29 protein-coding genes are annotated in these 19093 nt (G+C 49.0%); 2 read left to right on the top strand and 27 right to left on the bottom strand.

Going from position 1 to position 19093, the window contains the following annotated elements:
* Positions 1 to 294 precede the first annotated feature (294 nt).
* On the top strand, positions 295 to 519 hold the full coding sequence (locus tag IEW11_RS00830; protein ID WP_229724899.1) for a helix-turn-helix domain-containing protein: 225 nt from the start codon (positions 295 to 297) through the stop codon (positions 517 to 519).
* Here the strand turns inward: IEW11_RS00830 and IEW11_RS00825 are convergent.
* From IEW11_RS00825 to IEW11_RS00780, 11 genes are all read right to left on the bottom strand, one after another.
* On the bottom strand, positions 516 to 698 hold the full coding sequence (locus IEW11_RS00825) for a hypothetical protein (protein WP_188528086.1): 183 nt from the start codon (positions 696 to 698) through the stop codon (positions 516 to 518). The two genes, IEW11_RS00830 and IEW11_RS00825, sit on opposite strands and share 4 nt — an antisense overlap.
* A 4-nt stretch (positions 699 to 702) precedes the next feature.
* Positions 703 to 882, bottom strand: coding sequence for a hypothetical protein (locus tag IEW11_RS00820; RefSeq protein WP_188528084.1), 180 nt, complete (start codon positions 880 to 882; stop codon positions 703 to 705).
* A 29-nt stretch (positions 883 to 911) separates the two neighbouring features.
* Positions 912 to 1106: an IDEAL domain-containing protein gene (locus IEW11_RS00815; protein WP_229724898.1), complete on the bottom strand. Its 195-nt coding sequence runs from the start codon at positions 1104 to 1106 to the stop codon at positions 912 to 914.
* A gap of 14 nt (positions 1107 to 1120) precedes the next feature.
* Positions 1121 to 1558 (bottom strand): YopX family phage-derived protein, encoded by a 438-nt coding sequence (locus tag IEW11_RS00810; protein ID WP_188528083.1) that lies wholly within the window; start codon positions 1556 to 1558, stop codon positions 1121 to 1123.
* A gap of 25 nt (positions 1559 to 1583) precedes the next feature.
* Entirely contained in the window at positions 1584 to 1970 is a 387-nt protein-coding gene (locus IEW11_RS00805; protein WP_188528081.1) for a hypothetical protein, read from the bottom strand.
* Positions 1945 to 2382 (bottom strand): hypothetical protein, encoded by a 438-nt coding sequence (locus IEW11_RS00800; protein ID WP_188528079.1) that lies wholly within the window; start codon positions 2380 to 2382, stop codon positions 1945 to 1947. The genes IEW11_RS00805 and IEW11_RS00800 overlap by 26 nt, the downstream gene beginning before the upstream one ends.
* Positions 2369 to 2650 carry a hypothetical protein gene (locus tag IEW11_RS00795; RefSeq protein ID WP_188528077.1) on the bottom strand — a complete coding sequence of 94 codons (282 nt, stop codon included), beginning with the start codon at positions 2648 to 2650 and terminating at the stop codon, positions 2369 to 2371. The genes IEW11_RS00800 and IEW11_RS00795 overlap by 14 nt, the downstream gene beginning before the upstream one ends.
* The gene (yyaC, locus tag IEW11_RS00790; RefSeq protein WP_188528075.1) at positions 2647 to 3264 is read right to left on the bottom strand and encodes a spore protease YyaC; all 618 of its coding nucleotides are present in this window, start codon (positions 3262 to 3264) and stop codon (positions 2647 to 2649) included. Before yyaC ends, IEW11_RS00795 begins: the two co-directional genes overlap by 4 nt.
* Positions 3265 to 3393 carry a hypothetical protein gene (locus IEW11_RS25095; protein ID WP_268237350.1) on the bottom strand — a complete coding sequence of 43 codons (129 nt, stop codon included), beginning with the start codon at positions 3391 to 3393 and terminating at the stop codon, positions 3265 to 3267.
* Positions 3394 to 3544: 151 nt separating this feature from the next.
* Entirely contained in the window at positions 3545 to 3928 is a 384-nt protein-coding gene (locus tag IEW11_RS00785) for a hypothetical protein (RefSeq protein WP_188528073.1), read from the bottom strand.
* A gap of 1227 nt (positions 3929 to 5155) precedes the next feature.
* Positions 5156 to 5419 (bottom strand): hypothetical protein, encoded by a 264-nt coding sequence (locus tag IEW11_RS00780; protein ID WP_188528070.1) that lies wholly within the window; start codon positions 5417 to 5419, stop codon positions 5156 to 5158.
* A gap of 198 nt (positions 5420 to 5617) precedes the next feature.
* Between IEW11_RS00780 and IEW11_RS00775 the strand changes: the two genes are divergently transcribed.
* Complete coding sequence (locus IEW11_RS00775; RefSeq protein ID WP_188528069.1) at positions 5618 to 6286, top strand: stalk domain-containing protein; 669 nt, start codon at positions 5618 to 5620, stop codon at positions 6284 to 6286.
* Between the two features lie 102 nt (positions 6287 to 6388).
* Here IEW11_RS00775 and IEW11_RS00770 read toward each other — a convergent pair whose 3' ends face one another.
* From IEW11_RS00770 to rpsA, 16 genes are all read right to left on the bottom strand, one after another.
* On the bottom strand, positions 6389 to 7426 hold the full coding sequence (locus IEW11_RS00770) for a tyrosine-type recombinase/integrase (RefSeq protein WP_188528067.1): 1038 nt from the start codon (positions 7424 to 7426) through the stop codon (positions 6389 to 6391).
* A gap of 376 nt (positions 7427 to 7802) precedes the next feature.
* Complete coding sequence (gene hbs / locus IEW11_RS00765; protein WP_188528065.1) at positions 7803 to 8078, bottom strand: non-specific DNA-binding protein Hbs; 276 nt, start codon at positions 8076 to 8078, stop codon at positions 7803 to 7805.
* Between the two features lie 287 nt (positions 8079 to 8365).
* Positions 8366 to 9844, bottom strand: coding sequence for a stage IV sporulation protein A (gene spoIVA / locus IEW11_RS00760; RefSeq protein ID WP_188528063.1), 1479 nt, complete (start codon positions 9842 to 9844; stop codon positions 8366 to 8368).
* Positions 9845 to 10219: 375 nt separating this feature from the next.
* Positions 10220 to 10954 carry a YphF family lipoprotein gene (locus IEW11_RS00755; RefSeq protein ID WP_188528061.1) on the bottom strand — a complete coding sequence of 245 codons (735 nt, stop codon included), beginning with the start codon at positions 10952 to 10954 and terminating at the stop codon, positions 10220 to 10222.
* A 19-nt stretch (positions 10955 to 10973) separates the two neighbouring features.
* Positions 10974 to 11321, bottom strand: coding sequence for a 2Fe-2S iron-sulfur cluster-binding protein (locus IEW11_RS00750; RefSeq protein WP_188528059.1), 348 nt, complete (start codon positions 11319 to 11321; stop codon positions 10974 to 10976).
* Complete coding sequence (locus IEW11_RS00745) at positions 11311 to 11919, bottom strand: nucleotidyltransferase family protein (protein ID WP_188528057.1); 609 nt, start codon at positions 11917 to 11919, stop codon at positions 11311 to 11313. The genes IEW11_RS00750 and IEW11_RS00745 overlap by 11 nt, the downstream gene beginning before the upstream one ends.
* 14 nt (positions 11920 to 11933) lie before the next feature.
* Positions 11934 to 12230 (bottom strand): 2Fe-2S iron-sulfur cluster-binding protein, encoded by a 297-nt coding sequence (locus IEW11_RS00740; protein ID WP_188528055.1) that lies wholly within the window; start codon positions 12228 to 12230, stop codon positions 11934 to 11936.
* Between the two features lie 30 nt (positions 12231 to 12260).
* Positions 12261 to 12440, bottom strand: coding sequence for a DUF2768 family protein (locus tag IEW11_RS00735; protein ID WP_188528053.1), 180 nt, complete (start codon positions 12438 to 12440; stop codon positions 12261 to 12263).
* Positions 12441 to 12605: 165 nt separating this feature from the next.
* A complete protein-coding gene (locus IEW11_RS00730; protein WP_188528051.1) occupies positions 12606 to 12884 on the bottom strand; it encodes a stage VI sporulation protein F in 279 nt (92 codons plus the stop codon).
* Between the two features lie 41 nt (positions 12885 to 12925).
* Entirely contained in the window at positions 12926 to 13981 is a 1056-nt protein-coding gene (locus IEW11_RS00725) for an NAD(P)H-dependent glycerol-3-phosphate dehydrogenase (protein WP_188528049.1), read from the bottom strand.
* A complete protein-coding gene (plsY, locus tag IEW11_RS00720) occupies positions 13968 to 14582 on the bottom strand; it encodes a glycerol-3-phosphate 1-O-acyltransferase PlsY (protein WP_188528047.1) in 615 nt (204 codons plus the stop codon). The genes IEW11_RS00725 and plsY overlap by 14 nt, the downstream gene beginning before the upstream one ends.
* A gap of 12 nt (positions 14583 to 14594) precedes the next feature.
* Entirely contained in the window at positions 14595 to 15917 is a 1323-nt protein-coding gene (gene der, locus IEW11_RS00715) for a ribosome biogenesis GTPase Der (protein WP_188528045.1), read from the bottom strand.
* 72 nt (positions 15918 to 15989) lie between these two features.
* Positions 15990 to 16169, bottom strand: coding sequence for a capping complex subunit for YIEGIA (locus IEW11_RS00710; protein WP_188528043.1), 180 nt, complete (start codon positions 16167 to 16169; stop codon positions 15990 to 15992).
* A gap of 1 nt (position 16170) precedes the next feature.
* A complete protein-coding gene (locus tag IEW11_RS00705; RefSeq protein ID WP_188528041.1) occupies positions 16171 to 17079 on the bottom strand; it encodes a YIEGIA family protein in 909 nt (302 codons plus the stop codon).
* A complete protein-coding gene (locus IEW11_RS00700; protein ID WP_188528039.1) occupies positions 17076 to 17708 on the bottom strand; it encodes a YphA family membrane protein in 633 nt (210 codons plus the stop codon). Before IEW11_RS00700 ends, IEW11_RS00705 begins: the two co-directional genes overlap by 4 nt.
* Positions 17709 to 17793: 85 nt before the next feature.
* Positions 17794 to 19062, bottom strand: coding sequence for a 30S ribosomal protein S1 (rpsA, locus tag IEW11_RS00695; protein ID WP_188528037.1), 1269 nt, complete (start codon positions 19060 to 19062; stop codon positions 17794 to 17796).
* Positions 19063 to 19093: the final 31 nt, after the last annotated feature.

Here is a 19093-nt window from a genome sequence, read left to right as displayed (position 1 = left end):
GCGTAAGAGGTACGCACATATTCCGTAACATTTTAAGCGGAGGTTTCTTGCGTAGATTGAACGCCGGGTGGCGGGGATGCCGGACCGTTGTTCTGCGGTATGTAATGCGAGGTGGGGCGGTTGTGGCGAGGTATATCGGTAGTGCTTACGTCTTTGTCGTTGGTTTACATTTCCAATATTACGCCCGTCCGCCTATTATGTCAAGCACTTTTCTTAACATGTTATGCATACAATTTAATTAGTTAATAATGATGCTATAATACTGATATCCCCCAAATGAAAAGGAGTCGTACCGTGTCGCTAATCCCTAGTTATAGGCCGTTCCGTGTGCGAATGGCTGAACGCAATTTGGACCGCCAGGATCTCGAAGAGAATACGGGGCTGAACCGTAATACGATTGGACGTTTATACAACGATAAGTCGGTGTCCATCGATACACTGGCGGTTGTTTGTCATTTCCTCGATTGTCGCATTGAAGACGTTGTCGAGTTCGTGGAAGATAGCGCTGGCAACCGTTAATACATAACGCTCCACGTACCCTTTCGCTCGACCTCCGTCATTTCTCCGGTACGAAACGCGACCGCCCACGGACCAAGCAACGTTATCGGCGCTAAGTCCGCGGCGCTGTACGTGCGGCCTACGTTTGATACGATTATTTGGCCGCGGGCCGCATCGTGTATCGCTTGCGTTAGGTTCATACCGTTACCTCCGCCCGGTTATCCGCTTCACGACCGTATACCCGATAAACGCGACCGCTACGATAATGTACGGATCGCTCACTTTGATTATCGTAAATAAATACGGATGTGCTTCGGCCCAGCGCCACATCATCGCTTCCGTAACGGTGCTGCCCGATCCCAATCCGAAGATACGTTCGATCATTCCCGCTCACTCTCCTTATATAGCTATAATCACACGCTGCTATCCCGTAATTCCCGCAATCTTCCCGCCAGCTTCACGAAAGCTGACTCGTCACGATCGCGCAAGGCTTCGTCAATCTGCGTTAGTAGCCACGCTTCCTCGCGCCTTCGTATCGCCTCATCCAACGCCATTTCCGCGAATAGTCCGAACATCACGAACGCGTGACTATCGTTCGGCCGCGTCATAGGCTCCGCCTCCTTTACGTTTGATTCGCTAAGATATCGGGATTTTCGTAGAAGTTTCCGATGACCTCATAACTGACTACCGATTCATCACTCTCACTTTTCAGCCAACCTAAAGCGTTCATTTCGCAGTCAATCCAAGGATCTAAATCAAATGCTGGATATCCACTCTCTGCGCCGTAAACAACTTTACCGAAGTAGAATGGTTTTTCTGCGAAATTCGTATCGAAAGTGATTTTAATGATATCCCCTTCATAAATCTCTTTCCCGTTCTTGTCGCGGAGTCCGATGTATTGACCGATTGTCTTGGGATCAACAGAGCACCACTCGCTAAGTCCGATATATTCTTCATCTACATCTACTGGCCCACTGACGATGATATCTCCATCCAGTAGGCTTCCATACACCCATTCGCCCGTTTCGACATGTCTTCCGCGAAACTCAATCGTTCTCACACTGCATCTCTCCCCGTTTGAATTTTTAAAGCCACGCCTCCAACGCGTCATAGTCCGTATCATCCACGCCGGCCTTTTCCGCCTCCGCACGCTCACGCTTGAGCCGCGGGATTATTCCGTTAATCCGGTACGCTACGCAAAAGCCCGCCGTCAATATCGGATAGTCGCGCGTCGGCCGGTAATCGCGGAAACATTCGTCGAAGGCTGCGCGTAATAATTCCGCCCCGTGCTCGGTGATCGCGCGTTTGAGTACGCCTTGTTCGAACGAGTAATTACGCATAGGCGCGTAGTCCATTCCGTAGAGCTCGCGATTCATGTCCGCGAAGTAAGCGTGAAAAGTCGCCGTATTCCACTCGGCGGTCGGTAGATTGCGCCAGTCCTTACGGTTAATCCGCGCCTTCGGGGCCTTCATAAGCGGTCACCTCCTCGTCAATCACGATTGTATGCGGCCTATACCCGACCAAATTAACGTTAGACTTACGCATTAGATGTTCAATCTCCGCTTTCAACCGTTTAATCTCCGCGGCGTGTTTCGATCTCATTTCGTTAATGAGGTGATCCACCGCATGGGGGTACGACTCCAACTCCGCCTTCAACCGTTCAATCTCCGCTAACGCCGCCGGCCATCCGGTACGGGCTTCCGCGATAAAACGTGCGTTCTCCGTCTGTTCACGCCTTGCCGTATCGCTTAACGTTGCCACACGCAATTCGCCGTAACCAGTATCCGGACCATCCACGTTGTTACCTTCGATCGTCCAAGGCCCCGGAGTCGCCGCGTCGCATATACGTTGATCAGCCGCAAAGTTTCGCTTATTTTCCGCCATCCCCGTCATCTCCTCGCATAAATTTAACGTTATCACACGCGGCCGCCACTACGCATTTACGCGCGATGTCACCGTAGGCCGCCGCCATGCCAAGCCGAAAATGTACGCCCGCCACCGGATCGTCGCGGTATTCCAATTCGCGATCCTCCGCGTAAGTCCGTAGCGCTTCGATATTCGTACGGAGGCGCGTGATCTCCGTTTTATACTCGTCAGCTATCCGTTGCCAGGCGAGCATCGACGTTTCTAGCGCGACTTGTTCCGGCGTCATACGCTCACCTCCGTCTTAACTTTACGAGGGCGGCCGCGCTTTTTCTTAACGGGTGCCTCCTCTGGTACCTTGCGCGCTGATCCGTGCATCGGAAATACGTTAACGAGTGCGGAAGTGATATCGCGCGCCATCTTCATTACGACGGATAGCCGCGTATTCTGCAGCACGAAGTATTCCATGAAGCCGCCAATGTTAACGATTCCGCTAATCGAATACGTGCCGGCATACGGTAGATCCTTATTGACGCCCGCGCCCGGCTTCAACGGACCATTAATCGCCATGTACGTGCCGACCGACGTTACTTGGCCGAGTGCCGCATCGATCGCAATTACCGTTTTATCAGCGGGCAGCTCCGCCATTCTCTCCGCAAGGTTCATCGCGTGCGTCGGATCGTCAATCGTACCGACTACGTTATAGCCGAGGCCCGCCAAATACGTTCCAACTAGCGGTCCCAAAGCGTCGCCCGTTGAGCGGTCCGTACCGATACATAGGAAGATTACGTCGGCCGCCGTTAAATTTGCGGGTATGAACGCTGATAGTGCGACCGTCAGTTCCTCCGGTGTTTGTGACCGTTTGATCGCCGTGCCTTTAAATACGTCCTCGTGCGCTACCATTTACATCGCTCCCTTTTCGTCAATTTTCGGAACCATTGCGTTAATGATCGTCGTTCGCAGCCGCGCCACCTCTTGCGTATATTCAGCGAGCAATTCCGCCAGTGTCCGCGCTTCCGTCCGGCCGTTCACTTCGTTGACGATTGCGTATTCAACCGCCGATAAGAGGCCGCCGTGATTGAGCGGATTTCTTCATATATCTTCAGCGATAGTGCCGCAAAACGTAGTCCAGACGGAGTTCTCGATATAATCACGTTAACCTCATACGTGAACTTACCGCTGTTCATTTACCGGTATCTCTTCCCGGCGCGTTGACGCCGCTTATTTTTACTCCGAGTTCGTTCAGTGCGTATTTGATTCCGTCCGCGAACGATAGTTGCTCCGCTATTTCGACGGCATCAATGAAATACTTAGCAGTATCAATAGCGATGTCGTAAACCCTTTTAATTCGCTCATGTGCGGCCTCCTCCGCCGTCTTCTCACGTTCGTAACCGTTGACGAGTGCGGATAAGAGCGTATCGAACGGGATTGAGCGTAGAGCATTCGAGCGATCATCGGTATAAATTTCCGAATCAATCACGTGCGTTATAATACTCGCGTTAGTTTCCGGCCAACTGCGGGCAAATTCAATCGCGTCAGCCACTTCGTTAGGGATCGTTACTTTCACGTTAACACCTCCGTAGCAGAATAGTTAATGTTACCGATTTCCAGCGCGGGGCCGGATCGTAGGTAAACGTAGTGTTCGCGAAAAGTCACTATTGACTTAACGGGAACTTTGCGTTATAATAAAAGATTTTAAAGATATTAAAAGCATTAAAGATTTAAAGATTAAAACATTACGTCTTAAATACTCCACTACGTTCCGTATTTAATCCGTACGTATCCAAACATTTACGCGTAAACGGTTATTAATACTATCTGGAGCGCATGGAACTTAAAATATAAAAGATAAAACCGTCCCCGAAACGCCGCGCCCCGCCGCCTGCCCCGCGCCTGAAATCCGCACGCCTACTTTTCGCCGCGATTTTACCGTGAAATTAGCGTTTAAATCCGTCGGGTGAAGTGTTTATACCCTACGCCTATTTCAGCGCCTAATTTCCCGTCAATTTTACGGTGATCGCGTTGAGGCGTATTTAAGCGGGCGGGCCACGAAATTGGAAACGGGTAAAATACGAGATAGCAGGATTGTTCATGTTAACGCCTCCTCTCCGTTTAGACCATCTCGTGGATACCAACGAAATGGTTACGTCGATCGCGAGCATTCCTCCTCTTCTGGCGGAAGTCAATCCGTAGTGGAAACGACATTCCGGTAGCCTCACGCCAAAGTTCGAGCGATGATACAACGTAGCCGTATCGTTCATTGTCCGCGCGGATGTCGTCAATACTGCGTTGATTTGCGTAGCACCAATCGACAAACTGCCTATATTCGTCGAGGGTGAGTCCGTTCTGATCCGCGAGGTACGAGATAAGCGCGTTCCAGCGGGAATCATCGAGTTCGAAACGTTGCCTATTCGTTTCGAACCAAGTGAATGGGTCAGCATCGTTCTTACTAAAGTTAATAGCAGAGAGAAGAGGTATTATATTCCCTCTAATTGTTCCTCCATGACCCGTGGCTATAGCTATAAAATGATCATCCACTAAATCCCCGCGCGTGTTAGTTAAAGCGCATTTATAGTTGAAATACCTGTAAGAATCAAATGTGGCTTTCCTGTGGTCATACCTTGGAAGTGCCTTAATAAGTGCGTTGCGATTAGCAGAGTATCTAGCGTAACGCTCTTTATTATTTTTCTTGTTGTTAATAGCCGCGCTTATCCTACAACTCTTACAAATAAACTCGTAGCCTCTTCCGCTTTTATAAAAATCAATTTCTTCTTTCTTGTTTTCAAAACACTCATTACATTTCTTGTACCTTACCCCCCTCAATAACCTCCCACATTACTTTACGTTGTTTGTAATTCCCTCGCGCTGATTCCTTTGCGCATTCTGAGCACCGATTACTGTTCGTGTTAAACTCCAGCAGCGCCTTCACTACGCCACACTTCGTACACTCCTTCGCGTCAACCTCTTCCGTCGTCCCGTCCGGATGCTTAACCGTAACCTTCACGATTTGCACCCGGTTACGTTTGCGTGGTAATGCCCGTTTAATTTCCTGCGCCATTATCAGCGCCTCCTTCCGTAAATTTCTCTGTTACTGTATTATTCGGATAGACATTTGTTCTCGCACACTTTTGCGGAAAACTTTTTCCTCCGTTACACGATCCGCGCAGATTGGGACATCCGTAGTTAAAATTTTCTCCGCGTCCTGAAACGTTTATGGTAAAATTACGTAGAAACTACCGAAGGAGAGGATGATATTATGCGGAAGAAACTCGTAATCGCGGCATTGTTAACGTCAATACTCGGAGCGTCCATCGGATTTGGTGCATTTGCCGCAACGAAGTTTACGCTAATTGTTAACGGTCAGGTCGCGAACGTCGAGCCGATCGTACAAAAAGGCGTTACCTACGTACCGGTACGGGCGGCGGCCGAAATGCTCGGCGCTAACGTACGATATGACGCGGCAACACGTACGGTATCCATAACGAGTAAGGACGGCGGCGCAACGGAAACAACCGCTACAGCCGCGAAATCGTACGACGTAAACGTGACGGTCAAAAGCGGGCCGATGACGCTGAAGGTGACGAAAGTAACGCTGAATCCTGCGTTTAAGTATGATACGTATTATAGTCCGGTGAATGCGGTTGTCTTTGACGTAGAGGTGGAGAATACTTCGAGCGACAACGTAGGCTGGTTCCCATCGGGCGAAATTGTGACGAATACCAAAGAGCAAGTCGCCGGTTACACTTATGAATCGCTCGGCGGTGAGTATAAAGGGAAGGTTATAAAGAAAGGAAAAATTATATTTGAAGTCAAAAGCGACATAAATCAAATCACCAGCCTGAATTATTTCGTGGACGCGGCATTTGATGGCGCGAGTTATTCATCTATAGGCGAGGATGTGGTGACAGAGATCATTCTTAAATAAACGAAGAAGCCCGCTCGGTTCCGTAATCGGTTCCTGGCGGGCTTTATTCGTTATACAGTACAGTTTATACCGACAAGGTGGTTACGCGTCTCTATACGCCTCTCAGCGCATTATACGACGTTCCTTACTAAGCTTCCCGGTAACGTTGTGAATAGGCGAGTATTTTACGTGCATTTCCGATACCGCTTTTTTCGATAAATGCGTGTACCGGAGTACCATCCGGAGGTCAGCATGTCCAAGTAATTCCGCTAAAAAACGGATCTCTCCGCCGTTCTCTAGGTAAAGGGTTGCCGCGCTATGCCGGAACAAATGCGGGTATACCCTAACGTCAATATTCGCTTTCCTCGCGTGCTGCTTAATTCGGTCCCGCATACGGTCATCCGAAATATTGTCGCCGTAGTTCGTGAGAAAAACGTAATCCGTCTCGAAATCCGCATTATCAGCGATCAGGTCGCGTAGCAGTTTCAGCGTCCCTCTCGATAACGGTACCGTTTTACTCTTGCGTGACTTGGCGTTTACAGCCGGGATTGTGACGAGGCCCGTTTCGAAGTTTATGTCGGATTCGCGGATCTTTAGCGCTTCATTAATGCGGAAGAATCCGTCAATCAATACGTTCATAAACACGAAGTCCCGGAAGCCGGCGTATGTCTTCCTGTCCGGAGATTTAAGTATACGCTCCATTTGTTCGGCGGTCATTATTTCTATTTCTTGCTCCGGCTCTTTGACCGGCTTTATTTTGTCGAATGGGTTGTAAGGTATCTCGTCCTCGGCGTACAAAAACGTGAACATAGTACGTAAACCTTTGAGCCGCGTATTAACCGTTACCGGCGAGAGGCCCACCGTTTTCTCATCTTCCGATTTGTGCGCGTGACCTTCCCACTTCCGCTTCTTCGTCAGCATCCAGTTAATGTAAGACCGGAGTAAATCCGTTGTCACCGAGTCAAATTCCCGCGGCAATCCTTCAAGCGCTATATAATCGCATAAAAAACGATAATTTTCCTCGTAAGTTTCGATCGTTCTGGCCGACACGCCTTCCGCTATCTTGGCGGTTACGAACGTATCGTACAAATCGTCGAGTGATGCCGGACCTTTACCGGAGCGCCTCGTGTTCTTATAGCGTCTGCCTATACGCTTGTCCAATGTAGATCCTCCCGCTAACTTTTACGTTACCGAACGGGAGTGTAACTTACGCGCACCCTACCGATACCCAGCCGCGCACCCATGCGTTAAAAATACCGCTTGTCGAACGGAGGATTTACCGCTAAGTTAGCGGATTTACCTAACGAAGCCATTACGAGACACCCCAAGGGTGCGCGCTACCAGGCTGCGCCATACCCCGACGAACCGATCTGAAACAACTGACGCCGTTCTTTGTGACAGTGACATCCGTTTCGCGTTTTGAATATTTGCAAAAATGAGTCTAAAGGATTTCTCAAAAAAAGTCAATAGACGCTAAGGACGCGAATTTGAAAACGCCCGAATGGAATCCATCCGGACGTTCAATTCATTTCATCGGTTAGTTGGATACAAGATCCTTTAAAGATTTACCTGGTTTAAATGCCGGCATCTTGCTAGCCGCGATTTCGATCTCTTCGCCTGTTTGCGGGTTGCGGCCTTTACGTGCCGAACGCTCGCGAACTTCAAAGTTACCGAAGCCGACCAGTTGAACTTTCTCTCCGCTTTGCAGAGCGTCAGAGATAGCATCAAAAACGGCGTCGACCGCTTTTGTCGCATCTTTCTTGGAAAGCTCGGTCGATTCAGCCACTTTGGCAATCAAATCCGTTTTGTTCATATCTTTCACCTCCCCTGACGGCAACCGTTGTCGCATCAATATCATTCTGTTTAACCGAAAGTTGCAAAAATATACCTTAAAGCCGAACAAATTTATAGTAATACAGCCGTTTCCGAATTTCAAGTAGATTAGGAAGTTTTCACGTTTTAATGCAAAAGTGTTGAAATGACTGATATTTAAGGATATTCAGGCTATGGACGGGCACCAGATAGTGAAACAAATAAAAAGACACGCTATCGCGTGTCCTCAGCTTGTCGATAAAGCTCTAATTCATCATCATTGGCAGCCTAAAGAATAATCGCAATCAGCCCGCCTGAGCCTTCATTGATAATGCGTCCGAGTGTCTCCTGCAACTTATATCGCGCATTGTCGGGCATCATCGCAATTTTTCCTTGAATGCCTTCTCTGACGATGGAATGCAGTGAACGGCCGAAAATATCGGACTCCCAGATTTTTATCGGGTCGTTCTCAAAATCCTGCATAAGGTAGCGCACCAGCTCCTCACTCTGCTTCTCCGTACCGATGATCGGCGCAAATTCAGATTCGACGTCGACGCGGATCATATGGATCGAGGGAGCGGTAGCTTTGAGGCGTACGCCGAATCTTGAGCCTTGACGAATCAATTCCGGTTCGTCGAGCGCCATTTCCGCCAAGGAAGGGGCGGCAATGCCGTATCCGGTCGTTTTCACCATTTCGAGCGCTTCGGCAAACCGGTCATATTCACGCTTGGCATGGGAGAATTCCTGCATCAGCTGAAGCAAATGGTCTTTGCCGCGAATCTCGACACCCACCACTTCCATCAGGATTTGGTCATACAGCTCATCCGGCGCATACAAGTCAATCTCTGCCACGCCTTGCCCCATATTCATCCCGCTTAATCCGGCGCGGGAGATGAAGTCATATTCCATGAACTGCGCAACCACCCGGTCAACATCCCGCAGACGCCGGATGTCCTTTACGGTATCGCGAACGGAATTTTCATAATTGCTGCGTACCCAGTGATTCTCATTAAGAACCATTACCCAGCTCGGCAGATTGACGTTGACCTCATGGACAGGGAACTCGTACAATACCTCGCGCAGTACGGAGATGACTTCCTCCTCTCCCATCGTGGCTACGCTCATGGTCATGACTGGAATATCATATTTCTCCTGCAGTTCATTTCTTAGCTGCAGAGCTTCATCGCTTTTCGGCCGGGTTGAGTTCACAATGAGCACAAATGGTTTGCCAACTTCTTTCAGCTCATTAATGACTCGCTCTTCCGCATCGATGTAGGAATTGCGCGGGATCTCCGCAATCGATCCGTCCGTCGTTACAACCACTCCAAGGGTGGAGTGCTCCTGTATTACTTTACGGGTTCCGATCTCGGCTGCTTCCTGGAACGGAATCGGATCCTCGAACCAAGGCGTCGTTATCATGCGGGGACCGTTCTCATCCTCGTAGCCTTTCGCGCCTTCAACTGCATAGCCGACACAGTCAACCAGCCTGACATTAACGTTAAGGCCTTCCGTCACTTTGATCTGAACGGCTTGGTTCGGCACAAATTTAGGTTCCGTCGTCATAATGGTCTTCCCGGCCGCGCTTTGCGGCAGTTCATCGATCGCTCTTATCCGGTCGGCTTCGTTTGTTATGCTGGGCAGTACAACCGTTTCCATGAAGCGTTTGATAAAGGTTGATTTGCCTGTACGTACTGCACCAACGACGCCGAGGTAAATATCCCCGCCTGTTCGTTCGGCTATGTCCTTGAAAATGTCAACTTTCTCCACTGAATATCCCCTCCCAATCAAATTTCCGAGTACAAGGTGGTACATCTCCTGCCGGAACGCTGACATTTACCTCGCACTGCCAGGGTTCGCCGCTATCCTTCGGATGATTGAAGCGGGCAAGCGACGCAACTCGTACAACCATTTGGACTAGTAACATCATATGTTGCCGCCCGGTATTTATGACGACTCCTTGATGAAATCTTTTAAAACGGCACACGCTCCGTCCTTCCATGAATTGATATATGAGGCGATGCGTCTCCCTATTCCAACAAATCGCCAGACAGAAGCAAATAATGATTTCCAGCGCAGCACAAAGAGGCCGTCTCCCCCGCAGAATGCACTGCGTTTGAGACGGCCACTTTTACAGGCAGAAACTTACTCTTTATCTTCCGGCATGGCGCGCGGTTCATTGTCCACCCAATGATACACAGTGGTTTTAACCGGAACAAAATCGTATTCAGCAGCCAGAAACTCTCTCAAATCCTGCTCCGGTTCAGGCGCTAAGCTGTTCCGCTCTATCGTTCTCATCAAATCAATCCCATAGTCGATATAGACGATACCTTGCCCGTCCATCATCGTACTGAGTGTTGTCCCGGAATACAGACTCGTTATTGCGGGCTCCTTTTTGCCAAGAGCACCGTAATCAATGCGGAAAAATCCAGGATATGCCTCATCTCCTACAGGCAGAGTGTTATTTCGCCGCTGGTAATCATTGACCCAGCTTTGGATATCGTTCACGGCTTGAAATGAAACAAGATCCATCAGTTTCACTGTTGGTTTCGTATCCTCATCAAGCAGCAGAAAATAAAATCGCCCGCCATTTTCAAAAGAAACCGACGGAAGATCACCAATGTACTGCATGCGCTGGAGCTTCGCCAGATCGATCACATACTTCTCGTACTTTGGCGTGTCAGGCGTACTATTCTTAATAGGCAGCACACCGGTTTGCTGCTGATATTGATCAATGACAGATTGCATATAGATAACTGCATCACGGGTCGATGCCATATTCTGCGCGCGGTTCTCCTCGGGATATAAACACCCTGTCATCAGGACAGCACATAAACCGATCAGCGCCAACAGGCTTACCGATTTTTTCACTGTTCTCATTGTTTCGATTACCTCCTGCTTACCACAATTCATCTTCCTGCTCTTTTTGTCTGGCCAACTGCTTTCGTACTGCCGAACGTAATGGATCCTCCGGCACTTCAATGGCCGCATTTCCCGTCACTTTTGCTTGACAGGCCAGACGCAAGCCCGATGATTCCAAACCTGCGAGCTTTCTTCGTTCATTTTCTCTTGGTGCCGATAGGCCGCCTACGGAGCAATGCGTCACTTTGCACATAAGGCACCCTGCTTTGCCTCCGCAGCGCGTTCTAATCGATATTCCAGCCCTTCTGGCCGCCTCAAGCACGGATACGCCAGGTTGGACGGTAACCTTTTTTCCTTCCGGCATGAACGTAACCTCAACGCCCATCTGTCCATTCCTCCGTTCCATGCTGACCGATCCATCCCTGCATACGGGCCAGCGTATCCTCCGACAGACGGTTGCGCTCCTTAATCGCCTGAAACGCCGGCATATGCCTTTGATATTCCTGTGAAATAGCAGATGCAATAAGCTGCGACCGGTCTTCCCGGGCGCGCAGCACATTAAAGCAAAGCTCATGGGCTAAAGGCACAATAGTAAAGCCGATCTGCCCCTTTGACACCTGTTGGCCGTACGGATCGAGCACCTCACGCACTTCCGCGCGATAAAGGTCATCCGCCGTCTGTACTTCGAAGCCGCCAACTAACTCAACCGCTATCCCATCGATCAAATAATGGCTCAAAATCGACCGGTACAGGCCTGATTCGTTCAGCACCTGCCGATCGACAGAATAGGGCTCCAAGGCGCTGTGAACGGCGAGCACGTCCTCTTCATCGGCGTAAAGATCCAGATCACGGGGCGGTTTGTCAAGCTCAAGCCCTCTAAGCAGCAAGCCCGCACTTCCCCCTACCACCCAAGGAGAGCCAGACTCAGATACCCTGCCCGCTATTTCGGATAGTACATGAAGCAAATGATCGGCGGTGTTCAAGCGCGACACCTCCTTTAGAAATACGGCTTATTAACCGCAACAATATGTCCTGCCGATGATTTGACCATCGCCTGACATCCCAGTCGATAGCCTTCGTCCAGCTCATGCTGCTCCAAACGGTCCCATTCCTCGTCCGTTACATCCTCCAGATATTCCATGCCCGATTCAATCAGGCAGCGGCAGCGGGCGCATGTCCCGCGCGTACAGGAAAATCCCCAATCAATATCATGTTTTAAGGCATGGTCAAGAATCGAAAGTCCACTTTCGCTTTCCACTTCTGCCGTTTTCATTCGTCCTTTGAGTTCAATCATGAAATTCTCCGTCCTCCTGCTCTGAATCGTTTATGTAATTGAGATAAAACCGTACAAAAATCCGAATAACAATAATACAAAAGCAATAATCGACAAAATAATACGCACTACGCCACGGGTTTTTGTCCTTGCTATCGTGATGACAACAGCTGCCAATGCCATCAATCCGATCCCAATGAAGGACACCCACATTTTGGTCATTGGATCCATGATCAAATCTACTCCTGCTCTATGGTCTAATAAAGTAATATTATAACATTGGATAAGTAGAAACGAAAACCGCGGTCTTGTCAAAGTCGTTACAAAAAAAAAGGACAAAAACGGCGTCCAGTAGAAAATACGTTTTCCTGGATCGTGTTTTTGTCCGTTATGCGATCATTTTTTAAGCATCATTTTCATTAAAGCTTCGAGATTGTTCATGTTCATGCCACTCTTTTTCACAGCTCCGACAATCTCGTTCACTGTTTCTTCTGTAACCGGAACTTTAGCCATTGTCGATACCTGCTTGATCAAGCGGCGCAGCTCCGCTTCGCTTTGGATTGTCTGCGAAGTTACACCGCTGGCAAGTTTTTTAATCGCATTTTCGCTAATTGGCTTGCCTGTTTTTTTCTTTACCGCATCAAGGACATCTTTAGGGATGTTTTTGTTGTTCATCGTACCCCTCCTCCTGCAAACATATGCCAGTACTGCTAGCATCATATGACAGGAGGTTCAGATTGGTGTAGGCCCCATGACTTGGCTACTTCCTCAATTTCATGTGTGCGTCCGCGACCCATTAAATCCTCAACCGCTTGTTTCGGCGGTTTGGATGCAAACAGCACTTGGTATAGTTGCTCGGTAATCGGCATCGGTACATCGTATTGTTCAGCCAATACATGCGCCGCGCGCGTGGTGCGGATCCCTTCAACAACCATGCCCATCTGCTTCAGAACTTCTTCAACAGCCAGGCCCTTTGCGAGCATCGAACCTGCACGCCAGTTACGGCTGTGCTGGCTCGTGCAGGTCACAATGAGGTCTCCTATGCCAGCTAATCCAGCGAACGTGAGCATATTCGCTCCCATAGCTGAGCCCAGTCGGCCGATTTCAGCTAACCCCCGGGTGATTAAAGCGGCCTTGGCATTGTCTCCGAAGCCGAGGCCGTCCGATAGCCCTGCCCCCAGTGCAATAATATTTTTGATCGCACCGGCAACCTCCACCCCGATGACATCCGGGTTGGTATAGACGCGAAAATAACTATTGATAAACAAATCCTGTGCGTACTCTGCCGCTTCCTGGTTAGATGAGGCTACGACAACGGTAGTCGGCTGCTTCCGTACAACCTCCTCGGCGTGGCTTGGCCCGGACAATACAACCAGTTCCTCTTCCTTCCGGTGAAGCTCCTCCGCCAGTACGGTTGTCATCCGTTTCAGACTGTCTGTTTCAAAGCCTTTTGTCGCGTGAATACAGCATGTATGCTCACTTATGTAGGGGGCTGCAAGCTTTGCAATCTCCCTCATCGCTGCGGATGGGGCGACAAATACGACCGCTTCTGCTCCCTTCAAAGCCTCAGCCAGATCGGTAGTCGCTTCGATCCCTTCAGGTAAAGCCGCCTCACCCAGAAAACGCATATTTTTCCTGGCGCCGTTAATTTCCTGCGCTTGCTCCGAGTTGCGTGTCCACAGCTTCACCTGGTGATCGTTGTCAGCGAGCACAGCGGCAAGCGCTGTACCCCAGCTTCCCGCAACGAGAACCGTTACTTTATGATTTGCCATGAGACACTCCTTTCTTAGCGCCCAGCTTGTTTTCTTTGCCTTGCACAAGCTTTACAATGTTGGTGCGGTGTCTTAGGAACGCAAAGGCACAGATGATCAAACTTGCCCATAACAGAGGGAGGGGTTTGCCAAGCAGCACAAGAAACAGGGGTGTAAACGCAGCGAACACTAGCGAGCCTAAAGAAACATAACGAGTGATAACAATTAATAAAATAGCGAGCAAACCCGCATATAATGTCGGCAGGAAAGACAAAGTCGCCATAACGCCAACCGTCGTGGCAATGCCTTTGCCGCCTTTAAAGCGAAACCAGATCGGCCAGTTATGCCCGACAATCGACGCAAGACCGCTCAGCACCATCGTCCATTCATTGCCGCCGCTAAGCCAATCACCGATAAATACGGCAAGAATACCTTTAGCGATATCGAGCAAAAATACGGCAATCGCCGGCCCTTTCCCCAACACCCGAAGCGTATTGGTCGCTCCGGCATTGCCGCTTCCATGCTGGCGAATGTCAATTCCCTTCACCCATTTTGCAATGAGTATGCTGAATGCGAGCGAACCGAGCAAATAACTGACCACAACTGCAATAAAGTCGAACAACTCTACTCTCCCCTAATCTTCATCGGACTTCCGACGCGTAAAAATACGGATCGGCGTACCCTCAAAATCAAATGCGCTGCGGATTTTGTTCTCCAAATAGCGCTGGTACGAGAAATGCATTAATTCAGGATCGTTTACGAAAACCACAACAGTCGGCGGTTTAACAGCCACTTGTGTGACATAATTGATGCGCAGGCGCTTCCCTTTATCCGACGGAGGCGGATTAATCGCAACCGCATCGGCGATGACATCGTTAAGCAGATGGGTCTGAATACGCATCGCATGCTGCTCCGAAACGTGGTTTACAACAGGAAGCAGCTTATGTAACCGTGATTTCGTTAACGCGGACAGGAACACGACAGGTGCGTAGGTCATGAACAAAAAGTGATCGCGCACGCTTTGCGTGAAATGCTGCATCGTTTTGTCGCCTTTTTCAACAACATCCCATTTATTCACTACAAATATGGAGGCCTTCCCAGCCTCATGGGCGAATCCTGCTATATGCTTGTCCTGTTCAATGATTCCTTCTTCGCCATTAATGAGAATAAGAACCACATCCGCGCGTTCGATCGCTTTCAGCGCACGCATAACACTATACTTTTCTGTTGCCTCGTAGACCTTACCCCGCTTGCGCATACCGGCTGTATCAATAAGGACATATCGCTGTCCATCGCGTTCAAACGGTGTATCAATCGCATCGCGCGTTGTGCCTGCAACGTTGCTTACGATTACACGCTCCTCACCTAACAGAGCATTAACAAGTGAAGATTTCCCGACATTCGGCCTTCCGATCAACGCAACTCGAATGACATCTTCGTCGTATTCGACATCTGTAAGCTCAGGCAGCTTCTCCACAGCAGCGTCCAATAAATCTCCGATACCGATACCATGCGCTCCGGAGATCGCAATCGGCTCGCCAAATCCAAGACTATAAAACTCATAAATATCGTCCATCCGGTTAAAATTATCGACCTTGTTGACGGCCACGACAACAGGTTTCCGTGAACGAAATAACATTTGTGCAACTTCATCGTCCGCATGGGTCAAACCGGTTTTGGCATCGACCATAAAAATGATGACGTCAGCTTCCTCGATCGCCAGTTCCGCTTGCATGCGGACTGACTTCATGATCTCGTCAACACCATCGATTTCAATGCCTCCAGTATCCACAATACTGAAAGCTTTGCCGTTCCATTCACCAGATCCGTAGATCCGATCCCTCGTGACACCCGGTTTATCTTCCACAATAGCCAACCGATCACCGATGACGCGGTTAAAAATTGTAGATTTACCCACATTTGGCCGCCCGACGATTGCAATAACGGGTCTTGCCATCTTTTCCACTCCTTCAAAAATTCTCACGCTATTCATCATAGCAAAAAAGCGCTGTCTTGGCTAACATTTCATTTATTTATGCTTCACCAAAATAAATGTGCCGTTTTTCAGATCATGAACAGCCGCATCCAATAATTTCTCCAGAAGAAAGGCCGTTTCCTCCATCTGCTTTACATTATCCGCAACAAAAATCGGAGCTCCGCCGCCGACCTGCTGTTTATGCATCGTTACGACCGCTTTGATCTCCCCCAATTTAGGATCCCTCCTGTTGATTGACCTTCGCTTCGGTCGGCATTCTTACCGCTGATTCAAGAATAGGCACCCGCAGCACAATCTCTCTTGCTTTGCTTGCGTTTTTTTCTTGAGGAAGCAAGAAAATCGCCAGCCTGCCGTCGCGCATGTCGAGTTTTGCCATCGGAATCAAGGCAGGCTCACCGTCATCGCGATAAACACCGAGTATTGTCGATAAGTCATATAAAATCGCTTGCCGCTGTCCAAGATTGCTAAGCGTCGCTTTTCCGTTCGGATTGTACGGCTTTATGATGACCCCGAGGCCACGCTCCGCAATTAATTCTTGATTTACTTTTAATCCCACATTCATAATGTAGATATCGCCCACGAGCAAATCCGGCCCATCCTGCTTTACGGGAACGGATTCGGCGGATGCGATATGGGAGATCGATTTGCCCGAACGAAGAGCAAGCACGATGATCATCGATACTATACCTGCCGCCAAGCCGTAATACCACGTAAAGGAGATGGCAAATAAACTGCTAAAGAAGGCTGTCATGATAACCAGATAGTTTCTTCCTTCGAATACCATCGCTATCCCTTCAATATAGGTTGTCCCCCTCTGCACAAGCTCCAGTTCATCGATTTTGGTCAGTGTATCCCGTTCCATTTTTCTTACATCCCGGAATTGTTGTGCGGCAAGCGTTAGGAACGTGATTGCCGTATAGTCTTTATTGAATAGCGCAGGTACAGCGACAGCCCCGAGGGCAGCCGCAATCACACCTAGCGATATATGGATAATCCGGCCATGCGGATAGGTTGGATACTGCCGATAATCCGTTCGAAGCATGAGTATTCTCGAGGCAAGTCCAAATATCACGCCAAGCATAATGCCAACTGTATATTTGTTTTCGATGAGAAAAGCGGTCATGATGAATGGCCTCCCCTGTCATGTAATCCGCCCCAGCGCAGCTTTGCTCTTAACCTTATCAAAATGGCTGCCAACCCTCCAACTATACGGGCAATCAATAATGCGCATAGCCAACGATCCCACCACATCCCATCACCAATATGCCCGAGCTTGCTGCCGTCAGCTACTATGTATTGAACCATTACTTCCCCGAATCCGGCAGAAAGAGCAAGCATGGCGTATTGATCTTTGAACCGCCCTGACATAATACCGGCAAACAGGCCCGAAACGAATGGCGCGTCCCAATTCGGATGAATAAATACGAAAACAGGATCCATAATATACATCTTCCGTATCCAAAACCAGATCACAGTAATTAATCCGGCGCCAAACAACAAAAAAGTGGCGTGATACCGATCTCTATGCGCATAAATTACAAGGACCGCCCAAAACAATAACCAAATCATCGTCCATTCCACGATAAAATACGGCACAATTTGCAGATGGAATGGCGAGAGGATCATCCAGCCGCCAGCAAACAAAAGGATGACTAACCAGGATAAATCATCGGTTATGACCCTTTTCCAACCGGTAGCGTTTAATATTAAAACAACAAGCAGCAGCCATAAGGATACATAACCGGCATTCATGCGGATCCCTCCCGTTGCCCTATTATGCGCCATTATGGCCAAAAAAAATCGGTAATCCCGCAAAAGGGATTACCGATTATAGAATTTATTTCAGTTTGCTAAGTTTGTCGCCGAAACGTTCTGCAAGCGTAAAGCTCATGCTTTGGTTGCTCAAGCTAACATTCGGGTTGTTCAATTCTTCTTTTGGAGCGCGGGATCTTTCAGATCTTTCGGATCTTTCCGATCTTGGCGCTTGTTCAGGCGCTTCTTCCGTTTCCTTGATGCTCAAGCTGACGCGTTTCTCAGCAGGATTGAAGTCAAGCACCTTCGCTTGCACTTCTTGGCCTTCTTTGAGCACTTCTTGCGGAGTAGCGATATGACGATGAGCGATTTGCGAGATGTGCACTAGGCCTTCAACTCCTGGTGCGATTTCAACAAATGCGCCGAAGTTTACCAGACGGCGAACGGTACCCGTTACAATATCGCCTGTGTTGAATTGGCCGGCAGCCGATTCCCATGGACCAGGCTGAGCAGCTTTAATGCTCAGGCTGATTTTTCCAACGGAAGGATCAACTTTAAGCACTTTTACGCGAACTTTGTCACCTTCGGATACTACATCCTTCGGATGGACAACATGCTGCCAGGAAAGCTCGGATACGTGAACCAAGCCGTCTACGCCGCCGATATCAACAAACGCGCCGAATGGCGTCAAACGCTGTACAGTGCCTTCCAGCTCTTGGCCGGCTTGCAGCGAAGCCATGATGGCTTGTTTGCTTTGCTCAAATTCTTCATCAAGCACTTCTTTTTGCGAAAGGATGACCTTGTTGTTCTCTTGGTCCAATTCTTTCACTTTCACACGCAGTGTACGGCCTTTGTAGTCGCTGAAATCTTCTACAAAGTGACGTTCAACCATAGAAGCAGGAATGAAACCGCGCACGCCTACGTCAATGACAAGTCCGCCTTTGACGACATCGGCCACGGTAACTTCCAGTACTTCGCCGGACTCAAAGCTCTTTTGCAGCTGCTCCCAAGCATTTTCACCATCAACCAATCGTTTCGAAAGAACAAGCTTTTCTTTCTCATCATCTATGCTGACTACTTTCAGCTCGACTTCTTGGCCGATCTGCACTGCATCCGATGCACTGCCGATCTGAACAGCAGAAAGCTCACGAAGTGGAATGACACCGTCATATTTATATCCAAGGCTTACAGTAGCTTGGTTATCTTCGATCTTGACGATTGTGCCTTTAACCGTATCACCTTTCTTCAGCGATACGAGATTGTCCAGCGCCTCTTGGCTAACGGTTTCTGCTTCAGTCTCTTGACTTACAGCTTCTTCAACCGCGGATTCTTGAATCTTTGTTTCTTCTGACATTTGAAATAACCTCCTCAATTCATACCCCAAC

It is taken from the genome of Paenibacillus abyssi (genome assembly GCF_014640295.1).
Taxonomy (GTDB): domain Bacteria; phylum Bacillota; class Bacilli; order Paenibacillales; family Paenibacillaceae; genus Paenibacillus_D; species Paenibacillus_D abyssi.
Note: the sequence above shows the minus strand (reverse complement) of the source record. Positions and strands in the feature narration are given on the sequence as shown.

Excerpts from the sequence above, each read along its gene's own strand:
- IEW11_RS00750 (WP_188528059.1), bottom strand. The coding sequence starts at position 11,321 with ATGGGCGTTGAGGTTACGTTCATGCCGGAAGGAAAAAAGGTTACCGTC.
- IEW11_RS00800 (WP_188528079.1), bottom strand. The coding sequence starts at position 2,382 with ATGGCGGAAAATAAGCGAAACTTTGCGGCTGATCAACGTATATGCGAC.
- hbs (WP_188528065.1), bottom strand. The coding sequence starts at position 8,078 with ATGAACAAAACGGATTTGATTGCCAAAGTGGCTGAATCGACCGAGCTT.
- rpsA (WP_188528037.1), bottom strand. The coding sequence starts at position 19,062 with ATGTCAGAAGAAACAAAGATTCAAGAATCCGCGGTTGAAGAAGCTGTA.
- IEW11_RS00705 (WP_188528041.1), bottom strand. The coding sequence starts at position 17,079 with ATGACCGCTTTTCTCATCGAAAACAAATATACAGTTGGCATTATGCTT.
- IEW11_RS00735 (WP_188528053.1), bottom strand. The coding sequence starts at position 12,440 with ATGGATCCAATGACCAAAATGTGGGTGTCCTTCATTGGGATCGGATTG.
- IEW11_RS00730 (WP_188528051.1), bottom strand. The coding sequence starts at position 12,884 with ATGAACAACAAAAACATCCCTAAAGATGTCCTTGATGCGGTAAAGAAA.
- IEW11_RS00825 (WP_188528086.1), bottom strand. The coding sequence starts at position 698 with ATGAACCTAACGCAAGCGATACACGATGCGGCCCGCGGCCAAATAATC.
- IEW11_RS00725 (WP_188528049.1), bottom strand. The coding sequence starts at position 13,981 with ATGGCAAATCATAAAGTAACGGTTCTCGTTGCGGGAAGCTGGGGTACA.
- IEW11_RS00755 (WP_188528061.1), bottom strand. The coding sequence starts at position 10,954 with ATGAGAACAGTGAAAAAATCGGTAAGCCTGTTGGCGCTGATCGGTTTA.
- IEW11_RS00740 (WP_188528055.1), bottom strand. The coding sequence starts at position 12,230 with ATGATTGAACTCAAAGGACGAATGAAAACGGCAGAAGTGGAAAGCGAA.
- IEW11_RS00805 (WP_188528081.1), bottom strand. The coding sequence starts at position 1,970 with ATGAAGGCCCCGAAGGCGCGGATTAACCGTAAGGACTGGCGCAATCTA.
- IEW11_RS00775 (WP_188528069.1), top strand. The coding sequence starts at position 5,618 with ATGCGGAAGAAACTCGTAATCGCGGCATTGTTAACGTCAATACTCGGA.
- IEW11_RS00700 (WP_188528039.1), bottom strand. The coding sequence starts at position 17,708 with ATGAATGCCGGTTATGTATCCTTATGGCTGCTGCTTGTTGTTTTAATA.
- IEW11_RS00820 (WP_188528084.1), bottom strand. The coding sequence starts at position 882 with ATGATCGAACGTATCTTCGGATTGGGATCGGGCAGCACCGTTACGGAA.
- der (WP_188528045.1), bottom strand. The coding sequence starts at position 15,917 with ATGGCAAGACCCGTTATTGCAATCGTCGGGCGGCCAAATGTGGGTAAA.
- IEW11_RS00780 (WP_188528070.1), bottom strand. The coding sequence starts at position 5,419 with ATGGCGCAGGAAATTAAACGGGCATTACCACGCAAACGTAACCGGGTG.
- yyaC (WP_188528075.1), bottom strand. The coding sequence starts at position 3,264 with ATGGTAGCGCACGAGGACGTATTTAAAGGCACGGCGATCAAACGGTCA.
- IEW11_RS00815 (WP_229724898.1), bottom strand. The coding sequence starts at position 1,106 with ATGACGCGGCCGAACGATAGTCACGCGTTCGTGATGTTCGGACTATTC.
- IEW11_RS00795 (WP_188528077.1), bottom strand. The coding sequence starts at position 2,650 with ATGACGCCGGAACAAGTCGCGCTAGAAACGTCGATGCTCGCCTGGCAA.